Consider the following 12,293-nt stretch of genomic DNA (forward strand, 5'->3'; position numbering starts at 1 on the left):
AATGGAAGATATCAATCTGTCTGGTGGCATTAATGAAGCTACAAGCTGGCTCATTAATCATCAGGATTTAATCATTCAATATCTGGTCAATACTGTTGCGGCTATTCTGATTCTTATTCTGGGATTGATGGCGGCGAAACTCATTAGTAAGGGTGTGAGAAGAGTTATGTCATTGCGCGGCATTGATGTAACGGTATCAGATTTCCTGGCTGCTATTGTTCGTTATTCGATTATTGCGTTCACTATTATTGCAGTTTTGGGCAAATTAGGCGTTCAGACGGCTTCTGTCATTGCGGTTATCGGTGCTGCTGGTTTAGCTGTTGGTTTGGCTTTACAAGGTTCTTTATCCAACTTTGCCGCGGGGGTATTGTTGGTGGCTTTTCGTCCAATTCGTGCGGGCGAATATGTTATTCTGGGCGCGGTTGAGGGCACAGTTGTTCAGGTGCAGATTTTCTCTACTACATTGCGTACAGCGGATGACAAGATCATCGTAATCCCGAATGGGAAAATTATTGCTGATAATGTTATTAATACCAGTCGTGAACCGAATCGCCGAACTCAGATTATGGTCGGTGTTGCGTATAATGCGGATATTGATGAAGTTAAAAAAGTATTAGGTGAAGTTATTGCCGCAGACAATCGTATTCAGCATGACAAAGGCGTGACGATTCGTTTGCATGAAATGGCGCCTTCTTCACTGAATTTTGTTGTGCGTGTATGGACTGCCAATGGCGATGCTTGGGAGGTCTATTGGGATTTGATGGAGAATTTTAAGCGTACATTGGATAAACACAATATCAGTATTCCTTATCCACAAATGGATGTTTATTTGCATCAGAACCAAGCTATGGCGCGGAGTAAAATGGGTGATTAATTCAGAGGATATTGGATAATAACCATCTGGTGGCGTGAATAGGCTGTAAATCTTTACCGGTAAATCAGCGCCGCGCTGTGGATAGCGCGGACGCTCTATTATTCTGGCTTATTTTACTGGCATAAGGTATTAAGGTTGTTTTTAATAAAATCATCGCTGATATCTTCTGTCAGTGCTATTTTCTTGTTATCAGACAAGCAAAGGATAGCAGACGAAACATCTGAAGTATGGAAATTAATATCAGCAGTGACTATCCCATCTCCTTTTTCCCCCCGTATTTTAAGAACGAAACGTTCACAGCCTTTTTCACATAAGAAAGGCTGATGATTACTGAGCTCCACATCTGTAATATTTGCTGTACCAATATAATATTCAATTATTTCATAGTGGTTTAATGTCTCTTCAACATCATTTCGCAGCAAATAGTAGTTTCTGACAGTAAGAGCGGCAATAATAATGATTGCTAACAGCATGAAACCCGTAATTTTTTTCAAAATAACCTCTTCCTCTTATTTTCATAGCATTGATAGATTCATTAATGCTTTTAGTGTGTATTAGCTTGATTTTCTTTGAATTAATCAAATAGTTTTCCTATAAAAACCTGCTTTTTGGTTGGTTATTAAAATTTCTTATGATCAATTAGAAGCATTTATTTCCTCTAATGAGCTATTCTTCTTAATATTCTGAACATTGAAATAGCAAAGTGAATAATTATTGAGGAGTTTTTTTATGTTATCGACATTTGTGCAGGGTTTTTTTCTTAGCGCAGCAATGATTTTGCCTCTTGGTCCACAAAATGCTTTTGTTATGCAGCAAGGTAGCAGGAGACAATTTCATTTGATGAGCGCAACTTTGTGCGCGATCAGTGATGGTTTTCTGATTGGTGTCGGTGTATTTGGTGGTAGTGCATTACTGAGTCAGTCAACTTTACTCTTGCAATTTGTCACCTGGGGGGGTGTTGCTTTTTTATTCTGGTATGGATGGGGGGCCTTACGTGTGGTTTTGTTTGCCAATATTGAACAGGTGCAGGCGAGTAGTACAGCAAAAAACCGTTGGCGGGTCATTGCGATTATCTTTGCGGTCACTTGGTTAAATCCGCATGTTTATTTAGACACCATTGTTGTTCTGGGCAGTATTGGCGGCCAGTTATCCTCAGAACTCAGGCCCTGGTTTACTTTTGGTGCCGCAAGCGCTTCTGTTAGTTGGTTTTTTTCTCTGTCATTGCTAGCCGCATGGTTTTCCCCTGTGTTAAGTAAGCCGCTTTCTCAACGGATTATTAATGGGTTTATCTGTGTCATTATGTGGTATATCGCATGGCAACTTGCTAAGCAGGGATTACTAATTTCTGATTGAGCTGGACACTTCTTTGCATGCACTCTCTGTGTTAGTGTTTTATTCATCCCATGTATATTTCGGTTTTTCCGTGGGATGAACATTTTCTGTAACAGGTTTTCTTCGGAGGTTGTGTGAAATTGAAATCATTAGGGTTGGCCGCCATGTTAAGTGCCGGGGTGCCACTTGCTGCACAGGCTGCTGATTTACCCGGAGTCCCTCATGTTATTACTTCTGGTAATGCGGTAGTGAAAGCTGAACCGGATATAGCAACATTGATGATTAACGTCAATATTTCTGCTAAAGATGCTTCTGGAGCTAAAAAGCAGGTTGATGAGCTGGTTGCTAAATATTTTGATTTTCTGAAAAAGAACGGCATTGAAAAGAAAGATATTGATGCAGCGAATCTGCGTACTCAGCCTGATTATGAGTATGACAATGTATCTGGCAAATCGGTGCTGAAAGGTTATCGTGCGATCCGTTCAGTGGAAGTGAAGGTTCGTAAGTTAGAGCAACTTAATGATCTGCTAGATGGAGCATTAAAAGCGGGTTTGAACGAAATCGTATCTGTTCAGTTTGGGGTGGACAATCCGCAAAAATATCGTGATGAAGCCCGTCAGAAAGCCATTGAGAATGCGATTGAACAAGCTGATGCACTGGCGAAAGGCTTTAATAGCAAAGTGGGTTCGATATACAGTATCAATTACCGAGCGCCAGAGATAATTGACCATATGAAGTATCGCAATTCTGATGTGATGATGGCGGGAGGTGCTGCTGCTGGAGTGGGTGAAACTTACCAGCAGGATAGCATCAATTTCAGCGATCAGGTTGATGTTGTGTTTGAACTAAAACCTTAATCCGTGTCATCTTGTCTTAACATCTGACGCCCAAGTTTCAATAGGGCGTCAGTCACCTTTTTCATGGTCCTGCTTTCCGGTGCGAAACGATGCCAATAGAGCATCCGGCGCTGACATAAACCCGGCGTCAGGTCGATCAGTTCACCATTTTTCAATTCCTGATCAATCTGTAAATGAGGGATCATACAACAGGTGGAACCCTGTTTTGCCAGTTGTACAAAGGCTTCAGATGAGTTGACGATATGACATGGAACGCTGCCCGGCGACAACTCGAAGTTCTGTTGTAAAAATGCCTGATGCATATCATCCAGATGGTCGAATGCAACCGCAGGGGCTTTTAGTAACGCTGAACGGGTAACTCCATTTGGGAAATAGCGGGCAGCAAATTCTGGCGAGGCGACAAACAGATAATCCAGCGCTCCTAATTTATCGACCAGACAACTGGGTAAGGGTTGTGGTTGAATACTGACCGCGCCAACGACTTCACCTCTTCTTAACTGTTCCTGAGTCCGAGTTTCATCTTCAACTTGAATATTGAGTCGGATAGGCAAATCAGCAAGTACCGGATGTAGTGCCGGCAACAGCCAGGTTGCTAAGCTGTCAGCATTGACTGCCAACGAAAGCAGCAATGGCGTATCTGTCCCCTGTTCATCACCTAACCACTGCTCTTCCAACAACTCTACCTGATGTAATAGCGCCAGTAGTTTTTGTCCTTGTTCGGTGGGGCGCGGGGGAACGGTGCGTACTAGCAGAGGCTGGCCGAACAGATTTTCCAACTGTTTGATACGTTGAGAAACCGCGGATTGAGTGATACAGAGTTTTTGGGCTGCGCGTTCGAAACCACGTTCACGGACAACAGCATCCAAGGCTTGCAGTGTTCGGTAATCAGGACGTTTCATTACAGAAAGATTCTCCATTTATGTTTCCGCCTAGCACTATTTATGTTTCCGTATAGCACTATTTATGTTTCCGTATAGCACTATGCCATATTTTTCTGATGGATGAGGCAATTTATCTGGTGTGTTGTAAAGCCTCACCTGCCAAAGATTACCGATGTTACATCCAATTTTGGAGAAATTTCGTTGATTGTTGGCCTTTATGGGAAGGGGGTTCCATTTTTGAAGGTTACGTTTGTTAACGTGGTTGAATAAATAATATGCTCGGGGAACAACAACTGTGTGAAGTTGTTTTGGTTAGCTTAATAATTAGCTTTTGATTGAATTAGGGTGATTGAATTAAGGATTGTTTGCATGTTTCGTTTAAGTGTGGATTTTTCATAAAATTGTCTAAAAGACGTTACTTTTGGCTATTTAATAATAATAAAAATGTAAGTAAGGTTACTTTATTATGCTGTCACTGAAACATGTTGCACAATTAACATACAATACTTTGCAGTTATATATGGATCAGAGAGGAATAGATTTGGCGGTCGGTCCTGTCTCTGACAGCGATGCAAATATGCTAACGGGAGCATATGGTGAGCTTAACTGGGACTATTATATTACAGAGATCGGTAATCGACATGACTGTTTCAGCTTATGTATAAAATTTGTCATATCAAGGGAAAATTTTCAAATTGAATCTGCTCCCGCTGGAGTCGCTTTGTCCATATATGATTTGAGTGATAAGAGTTTTAACATCCATGTATTGGAAAATTTTGTGAAAGATATGGAAAATCATCCGTTGCATAGAAAGATGCTTTTGTATACTCTATATGCAACATTGATTTTCATGAATATGTCTGGTGGTGAAGACATCAGGATTCATGAACCTGTTAAGGATAAAATAGCTTACTATCGTTCGTTTGGTTTTGAGCTGGAGCGCTGCGGATATGTAATGTCATGTGATATTAAAACATTAACGGCAAAGTTGGAGAGTAGGTCTAAGGAGTCAGTTCTTTGACATCTAGTTCTTTAACATCTCTGCGTTTATATATGCGTTATGGTATCTAGGTAGAGCCAGGTAAAATAGCTATTTTGTTTATTCAGATTTGTTGCGATGGTCATAACAGAGAGATTTTGTCGGGAATTTTTTTCCTGTATGACGAAATCAGTTCAGTAATATGAAGTTGTTTTATGAGGTGTTGATAATGAGAACACAAAAAGAACCGATGTTCGATACCATTCAAACGTATAAAAAAGTTGGGGAGACCTTGGATTTTCTCATGAAAGTAGGTCCGGCTTTGGAAGAACATGCTCAGGCACCAAGCCAAGAAAAGCAAGGTCGTCGTCGTAACAAAGAAGCAGCATAAACATCACTCTTTTTGTCGCCCGCCCTATGGCGGGTTTTGGCATCATTTAATCTTATATTTCCCGTGACTTATCCTATTCAACTTTAATTGAATTGCGGTTTCTTTGTTGCTATCAAAGTTTATACTAGTCGAGGTCTTTCCTTGTAACTGATATAGGCAATGAATTGATATGACTCAGGACGAATTGAAAAAAGCAGTGGGTTGGGCAGCACTCGAATTTGTTACACCAGGAACCATTGTGGGCGTGGGGACTGGTTCAACGGCTTCACATTTTATTGATGCCCTCGGTTCCATTAAAGATCAGATTGAAGGAGCAGTATCCAGCTCTGAGGCTTCTACTGAGAAGTTAAAAAGCTTGGGCATTCCTGTATTCGATTGTAATGAAGTGGATTCCCTTGATATCTATGTTGATGGCGCGGATGAAATCAATGGCAATATGCAGATGATTAAAGGCGGTGGCGCTGCATTAACGCGTGAAAAAATCATTGCTGCAATAGCGAAAAAATTCGTTTGTATTGTTGATGCTTCTAAAAAAGTTGATGTATTAGGTAAATTTCCTCTGCCGGTCGAAGTAATTCCAATGGCTCGCGCCTATGTCGCTCGTGAGTTGGTTAAGTTGGGGGGAGTACCAAAATATCGTCAGAATGTTGTGACTGATAACGGCAATATGATCCTTGACGTGCATAATCTAGCCATACTCGATCCTGTTGAGTTAGAGAATAAAATTAATCGTATCTCAGGTGTGGTGACTGTAGGATTATTTGCTAACCGTGGTGCGGATATTATATTGATGGGAACACTTGATGGAGTGAAAACCATCACTCAATAATATTATTCATAGAGGGCGAAGTTCTTCGCCCTTAAAAATTTTTCACTGTTAAAATCGGAGAAGAATTTAGTGATATATTTTATATCTATGATTGTTATTTAACCTAAATCCTAATTTTGTGCTCTTTCAGATCATTTTATTCCGCATAATAACTACTTTGTTAAGACTTATGTGACGGGAATAGCAATCGTTTATATTGCTGTGTTCGTTTTTTTTGTTATGTTGAGAGAATGAATCTTAAATGTAACGAAGCGTAACAATAGGCAGGATAAATGGTTAAGGTATCTCTGGAAAAAGATAAGATTAAATTTTTGCTATTGGAAGGCGTGCATCAGAGCACGGTAGAAAATCTGCGAGCAGCCGGTTATAGCAATATCGAATATCATAAGGGAGCGTTAGATTCCGAAGAGTTAAAAGAGGCAATTCGTGATGCCCATTTTGTTGGTATCCGTTCCCGCACACAACTGACCGAAGACATTTTCCAGGCAGCCGAAAAATTGGTTGCTGTAGGTTGTTTCTGTATTGGCACCAATCAGGTTAATCTGAAAGCGGCTGCGAAACGTGGTATCCCTGTCTTTAATGCGCCATTTTCTAATACCCGTTCTGTCGCTGAAATGGTCCTTGGTGAATTGCTGCTGCTGCTGCGTCGTATCCCTTTAGCGAATGCGAAAGCTCATCGAGGCGTGTGGGATAAGCAGGCTAAGGGCTGCTATGAAGTGCGTGGGAAAAAACTGGGTATTATCGGTTACGGTCATATTGGTACTCAGCTTGGTATTCTGGCTGAAAATATCGGTATGGATGTCTACTTTTACGATATTGAAAACAAATTGCCATTAGGTAATGCTCATCAGGTACGTCATTTGTCAGAATTACTGAATATGAGTGATGTGGTGAGTTTGCATGTACCAGAAACGCCATCAACTAAAAATATGATTGGTGCAACCGAACTTACATTGATGAAACCGGGTTCTATCTTGATTAATGCTTCACGTGGAACGGTGGTGGATATCCCGGCATTATGCGATGCATTGGAAAGTGAACATCTGTCAGGGGCGGCTGTGGATGTGTTCCCCATTGAGCCGGCGACCAATAATGATCCGTTTGAGTCACCGTTGTGTAAATTTGATAATGTGTTGCTGACGCCACATATTGGAGGTTCTACCCAAGAAGCGCAGGAAAATATTGGTTACGAAGTCGCCGGAAAGTTAGCGAAATACTCTGACAATGGTTCTACCTTATCGGCAGTAAACTTCCCAGAAGTGTCTCTTCCTGTTCATGCTGATGATACCAACCGGTTTCTGCATATTCATGAAAATCGGCCGGGTATATTGAACAGTATTAACCAAGTGTTTGCTGAACAGGATATCAATATTGCCGCTCAGTATCTGCGTACCAGTGGGGATATGGGTTATGTGGTTATTGATATTGTGACTGAAAATCCGGCTCAAGCTGAAATGGTATTTCAGAAACTGAAAGCATTGCCGGGTACTATCCGTTCTCGTCTGCTTTACTGATTATTTTGATATGTCACAAATGGGCGTTTTGTATAAGGCGCCTATTTTTTTACTGCCAATGCCAGATTTTTTCAGGTGTGATGATTTCTGGTAATGGAATATCCCATTCGGCTGTTGGTAGTGTATCGACTAACTGGCAGTTATGTGCCAAACCTATCGGATAGAAGTTTTTTTGTTGCCATTGCTTCAATGTACGATCGTAAAAACCACCACCCATGCCAAGCCGCTGCCCTGTGCGGGCAAAAGCAACCAGCGGGATCATCATGATATCCAGCTCTGATAACGGTAAAACCTGCCTAACATCTAGCGGTGGCTCTTCTATATTGAAGCGATTTCTGACAAGCGGGGTATTGGGTTGATAGTTTAAAAACAGCAGATGGTGATGACGGAAAGGATGTAATACGGGCAGATAGATCTGCTTATTTTGCTGCCAGAGTTGGTTAATCAGTGGACGGGTATCGAGCTCACCATCAAACGAAAGAAATAGTGCGATTTTGTTGGCTTGGCAAATTTTGGGGTGGTTGAGCGCTCGCTCAGCAGCTTGTCTTGCAAACAGCGATTGTTGTTCAGAAGTGAGTTGACGACGTTGCTGGCGTATTTTCTTTCTAATGCTTTGTCTGAGTGATAATAGAGACTCTGATTGCATAGAACCTGCGATGGATAGCAGCAGCGATTAAGGTTGAGATTCTCCAAGATGCCGTTACAGGTAGTAACCCTTGAACCCTTGGTTCAAGGTGAACGCAGCGTCGCAGCTTTTAGGCTTCTCGGCCAAACCGAGCATGCACACCAGACTACGGAGCACCACATTCTATAATGTATGAAATATCGGCTCAGGGGACTTTCCCCGTTCACGAACATCTCAGAGAAATTTATTCAGTGCTTGTAAGCAACTTTGTGACACCTATTGTATGAAACTAAACACAGAAAGCAACTAATTCTCGAATGATTCACTCACTAATGTATGATTTATCAATAGAATTCATTCATTTGGTGAAATAGTGCTCTCAGTGATGCGACCTTGTTCCACCAGTGCTTGTTCTATAGTCTGTTGAAGCATCTTTATTTTCTGTTCCATATTATAGGCATAGTCACGGGTTTTCACTTTTTCTTGTGCCAATTCGTGACAGATATTCAATGCCACAATAAAAATCAGTTGTTCAGTATTGGTTACTCTGGTGCGCTCTTTCAAATCTTCTAAACGTTGTTCAAGTTCCACAGCCGCAGCCAGTAATGCTTCTTTTTGCTCTGATGGACAATTGACACGTAGTGACCGCCCAAAAATCTGGATATCTACCGGTTGTGCAGACATGACCCCTTCCTGACTTATTGCTGCGCTCCGGTTTTAATTCTGAATTATAGAATTGAAACCGGCGCCAATCATTATAACGCGATACCGACAGACAACTAACGATTAGCTAGGTTGTTGTCTGGTATAGCGACTCCCCTTGGTGGTAGCATAGCATGAACTTACACCGTCAACGATGACCAATACACATGTCTATACAGAATTCATTACCAGATTATCAATCTTTTGACGAAATATTGCATCAACAGTCAGTGGCGCTGACGGCAGCGGAGATGCATGGGTTGATTAGCGGCCTGCTGTGCGGCGGTAACCGCGACAGTAGCTGGCAGGTCTTAGTTCATGATTTAGCGAATGATGGGCTGGCTTTTTCCCATCCATTAGCTCAACAATTGCGTGAATTACGTGAAATCACATTTGAATCATTGGATGACAATAATTTCGCATTCAATTTATTGCTGCCAGATGAAGAAGATAATGTGTTTGAACGCGCAGATGCATTAGCGGGATGGGTTAACCATTTTTTGCTGGGATTAGGTGTTGCTCAACCGAAATTCGCGGATAGAAAAGAGATCAGTGAGATTATTGGCGATTTACGCAATATCGCTCTGCTTGGTTATGAAGAAGGTGATGATCAAGAAGAGTTGGCTCAGGCATTGGAAGAGGTCCTTGAATATGTGCGGGTGGCAGCACAGCTTTGCTATATCGCCTTTACTGAACCTAAAACCGTTTTAATCGCAAAAAATGACAAACCAACATTGCATTAATTGGTGTTTATTGAACGCAAAATAATTAACTCAGTCGCAGGAGAGGGTATGATCAAACAAGAATATTTATCCCGCCGTCAGGCTTTACTGGCAAAAATGGCTCCGGCCAGCGCAGCGATTATTTTTTCTGCCCCGCCTGCGCCACGAAATTCAGATAATGAACATCCCTATCGTCAGCATAGCGATTTCCTTTATTTGACTGGGTTTAATGAACCGGAAGCGGTGCTGATATTAATTAAGAGTGATGATAAGCATAATCATAGCGTGCTCTTTAATCGAGCGCGTGACCTGACTGCGGAAATTTGGTTTGGTCGCCGTCTTGGGCAAGAAGCGGCGCCGGAAAAACTAGGTATTGATCGCGCTTTGCCTTTTGATGATATCAAGGAGGAGCTTTATCTGTTGCTGAATGGTTTGGATGTGGTTTATCACGCACAGGGCGAATTTGCTTACGCCGATGAAATTGTCTTCCATGCGTTGGATATATTAAGAAAAGGCGGTCGTCGTAATCTTTCAGCGCCTTTAACGATAACTGACTGGCGCCCTTGGGTGCATGAAATGCGATTGTTCAAATCTAAGTCAGAAATTGAAATGATGCGCCGGGCAGGTGAAATTAGTGCGCAGGCCCATATGCGCGCGATGAGAGTTTGCCGCCCAGGTATGTTTGAGTATCAACTGGAAGCCGAAATTCATCACGAATTTACTCATCAGGGTGCTCGTTACCCTGCTTACAACACGATTGTCGGGAGCGGTGAAAATAGCTGTATTCTGCACTACACCGAGAATGAAAGTAGGATGAAAGAGGGTGACTTGGTGTTGATTGACGCAGGTTGTGAATATCTGGGTTATGCCGGAGATATCACCCGTACTTTCCCTGTTAATGGCAAGTTTACCCGCGCTCAGCGTGAAATTTACGATATCGTCCTGAAAACACTCAATGTCTCATTGGAGTTGTATAAGCCAGGCACCAGCATCAACAAAGTCACAGAACATGTCGTGCAGATTATGGTAGAAGAGTTGGTGAAACTGGGCATTATGCACGGTGAAGTTGAACATCTAATCGAAACTAAAGCCTATCGTCAGTTCTTTATGCATGGCTTAAGTCATTGGCTAGGGTTGGATGTGCATGATGTTGGTGACTATGGTGTAGAGCGTGACCGTATTTTGCAACCGGGAATGGTATTGACTGTTGAACCGGGGCTTTATATTGCACCGGATGCCGATGTGCCGATGGAATATCGTGGTATCGGTATCCGTATTGAAGATGACATTTTGATCACTGAAACAGGTAATGAAAACCTGACAGCCAGTGTTGTTAAAGAAGCTGATGAGATTGAAGCTCTGATGGCGAAAGCAAAACAGGGTTAAGTTAAGAATGAACGTGATTATCGTTGGTGGAGGCATGACCGGCGCGACGCTTGCGCTGGCGATATCTTCCCTAAGTAAGGGGCAGATTCATGTATCCCTGATTGAAGCAGCAGAGCCGGAGCAGAAACATCCCGGTTTTGATGCCAGAGCGATAGCACTGGCTTACGGTACTTGCCAGCGTTTACAACAGATTGGCGTTTGGTCTGTTCTGGAAGAGTATGTGATACCGATAACTCACGTTCATGTTAGTGATCGTGGTCATGCAGGGTTTGTGAACCTTTATGCAAAAGAATATAACATTCCAGCTTTGGGCAATGTTATCGAGTTGTATGATGCAGGGCAGTGTTTGTTCGGATTACTGAAAAATGCGCCTGGTGTCACGTTATATTGTCCATCCAAGGTTATGGCTGTTGAAAGAACCCTGTCATCGGTGGCTGTCACTCTGGACAGTGGTGAACGGCTGCAAGGTGAATTGCTGGTAGCGGCGGATGGCAGCCATTCTGCCATTGGTCGTGCCTGTAATATTCAGTGGCAACGGCACGCTTATGAACAGGTTGCTGTAATTACTAATGTACTGACTTCGGAGCATCCGCGAGGCAGTGCATTTGAACGTTTCACAGAACATGGGCCACTTGCTTTGTTGCCAATGTCTGGGGGGCGGAGCTCGCTGGTATGGTGCCATCAGTTGGCGCGGCAAAAGGAGATAGCGGGTTGGAATAATGAGCAATTTCTTCGGCAGTTACAGCAAGCATTTGGCTGGAGACTAGGGAAAATATTGGAAACCGGTCATCGTCATAGCTATCCATTGACACTATCTACTGCAAATCAACAAATTAGCCACCGATTGGCGCTGGTGGGAAATGCCGCGCAAACATTACATCCAATTGCAGGTCAGGGTTTCAATCTTGGTATGCGAGATGTGATGACACTGGCTCAGATTGTTTCTGAGGCTTTTGCTGCTGGACAGGATATTGGTACTTATCAGGTTTTGGCCAACTACCAACAACAACGAATTTTAGATCGAGAAAACACCATTGATATTACCGATGGATTGATACGGGTATTTGCCAATCGTTATTTTCCATTACAAATCGGGCGTAACTTTGGCCTGATGATGATGGAAAAATGCTCTCCTATGCGGGATATACTGGCCCGTCAGACTCTGGGTTGGGTCGCCCAAAGATAACCGCAGATCAAGCAG

General features: G+C 42.6%; 14 protein-coding genes and 1 other RNA gene. 10 read left to right on the forward strand and 5 right to left on the reverse strand.

The features are described from left to right. The first annotated feature begins 1 nt into the window (after window position 1). Window positions 2-874: a small-conductance mechanosensitive channel MscS gene (mscS, locus tag EAE93_RS05095; protein ID WP_036781315.1), complete on the forward strand. Its 873-nt coding sequence runs from the start codon at window positions 2-4 to the stop codon at window positions 872-874. Window positions 875-987: 113 nt separating this feature from the next. Here mscS and EAE93_RS05100 read toward each other — a convergent pair whose 3' ends face one another. Beyond that, on the reverse strand, window positions 988-1,368 hold the full coding sequence (locus EAE93_RS05100) for a hypothetical protein (protein WP_214039223.1): 381 nt from the start codon (window positions 1,366-1,368) through the stop codon (window positions 988-990). Between the two features lie 235 nt (window positions 1,369-1,603). Between EAE93_RS05100 and argO the strand changes: the two genes are divergently transcribed. Together argO and EAE93_RS05110 are read left to right on the forward strand one after the other, a co-directional pair. Further along, window positions 1,604-2,227, forward strand: a complete 624-nt coding sequence (gene argO, locus EAE93_RS05105; RefSeq protein WP_036810765.1) for an arginine exporter ArgO — start codon at window positions 1,604-1,606, stop codon at window positions 2,225-2,227. A 113-nt stretch (window positions 2,228-2,340) separates the two neighbouring features. After that, the gene (locus tag EAE93_RS05110; RefSeq protein ID WP_036781307.1) at window positions 2,341-3,063 is read left to right on the forward strand and encodes an oxidative stress defense protein; all 723 of its coding nucleotides are present in this window, start codon (window positions 2,341-2,343) and stop codon (window positions 3,061-3,063) included. Here EAE93_RS05110 and EAE93_RS05115 read toward each other — a convergent pair. Next, window positions 3,060-3,962 (reverse strand): LysR family transcriptional regulator ArgP, encoded by a 903-nt coding sequence (locus tag EAE93_RS05115; protein WP_036781333.1) that lies wholly within the window; start codon window positions 3,960-3,962, stop codon window positions 3,060-3,062. The two genes, EAE93_RS05110 and EAE93_RS05115, sit on opposite strands and share 4 nt — an antisense overlap. A 448-nt stretch (window positions 3,963-4,410) precedes the next feature. Between EAE93_RS05115 and EAE93_RS05120 the strand changes: the two genes are divergently transcribed. The 4 genes from EAE93_RS05120 (at window position 4,411) to serA (ending at window position 7,657) form a co-directional block, all read left to right on the forward strand. Further along, the gene (locus EAE93_RS05120) at window positions 4,411-4,965 is read left to right on the forward strand and encodes a hypothetical protein (RefSeq protein ID WP_044467183.1); all 555 of its coding nucleotides are present in this window, start codon (window positions 4,411-4,413) and stop codon (window positions 4,963-4,965) included. 187 nt (window positions 4,966-5,152) lie between these two features. Then, window positions 5,153-5,314, forward strand: a complete 162-nt coding sequence (locus tag EAE93_RS05125; protein WP_162835235.1) for a hypothetical protein — start codon at window positions 5,153-5,155, stop codon at window positions 5,312-5,314. Window positions 5,315-5,483: 169 nt separating this feature from the next. Beyond that, complete coding sequence (rpiA, locus tag EAE93_RS05130; protein WP_036810763.1) at window positions 5,484-6,143, forward strand: ribose-5-phosphate isomerase RpiA; 660 nt, start codon at window positions 5,484-5,486, stop codon at window positions 6,141-6,143. 272 nt (window positions 6,144-6,415) lie between these two features. Beyond that, window positions 6,416-7,657 (forward strand): phosphoglycerate dehydrogenase, encoded by a 1,242-nt coding sequence (gene serA, locus EAE93_RS05135; RefSeq protein ID WP_040153540.1) that lies wholly within the window; start codon window positions 6,416-6,418, stop codon window positions 7,655-7,657. A gap of 49 nt (window positions 7,658-7,706) precedes the next feature. Here the strand turns inward: serA and EAE93_RS05140 are convergent, their stop codons facing one another. The 3 genes from EAE93_RS05140 to zapA all read right to left on the reverse strand — a co-directional run bounded on the left by EAE93_RS05140 (window position 7,707) and on the right by zapA (window position 8,966). After that, on the reverse strand, window positions 7,707-8,303 hold the full coding sequence (locus EAE93_RS05140; protein ID WP_036810755.1) for a 5-formyltetrahydrofolate cyclo-ligase: 597 nt from the start codon (window positions 8,301-8,303) through the stop codon (window positions 7,707-7,709). Between the two features lie 36 nt (window positions 8,304-8,339). Then, a non-coding RNA gene (gene ssrS, locus EAE93_RS05145) (6S RNA) lies at window positions 8,340-8,526 on the reverse strand. A gap of 110 nt (window positions 8,527-8,636) precedes the next feature. Next, window positions 8,637-8,966: a cell division protein ZapA gene (gene zapA, locus EAE93_RS05150; RefSeq protein WP_036781297.1), complete on the reverse strand. Its 330-nt coding sequence runs from the start codon at window positions 8,964-8,966 to the stop codon at window positions 8,637-8,639. 185 nt (window positions 8,967-9,151) lie between these two features. On the opposite strand from zapA, the gene EAE93_RS05155 reads away from it, so the two are divergent. Genes EAE93_RS05155 through ubiH form a run of 3 tightly spaced genes read left to right on the forward strand, consistent with a single transcriptional unit; the run spans window position 9,152 to window position 12,278 of the window. Next, window positions 9,152-9,727 (forward strand): YecA/YgfB family protein, encoded by a 576-nt coding sequence (locus EAE93_RS05155; RefSeq protein WP_036810752.1) that lies wholly within the window; start codon window positions 9,152-9,154, stop codon window positions 9,725-9,727. A 48-nt stretch (window positions 9,728-9,775) separates the two neighbouring features. Further along, window positions 9,776-11,092, forward strand: coding sequence for a Xaa-Pro aminopeptidase (gene pepP, locus EAE93_RS05160; RefSeq protein WP_214039224.1), 1,317 nt, complete (start codon window positions 9,776-9,778; stop codon window positions 11,090-11,092). 7 nt (window positions 11,093-11,099) lie between these two features. Next, entirely contained in the window at window positions 11,100-12,278 is a 1,179-nt protein-coding gene (gene ubiH / locus EAE93_RS05165) for a 2-octaprenyl-6-methoxyphenyl hydroxylase (protein WP_214039225.1), read from the forward strand. Window positions 12,279-12,293: the final 15 nt, after the last annotated feature.

This window comes from Photorhabdus akhurstii (assembly GCF_018448925.1).
Taxonomy (GTDB): domain Bacteria; phylum Pseudomonadota; class Gammaproteobacteria; order Enterobacterales; family Enterobacteriaceae; genus Photorhabdus; species Photorhabdus akhurstii.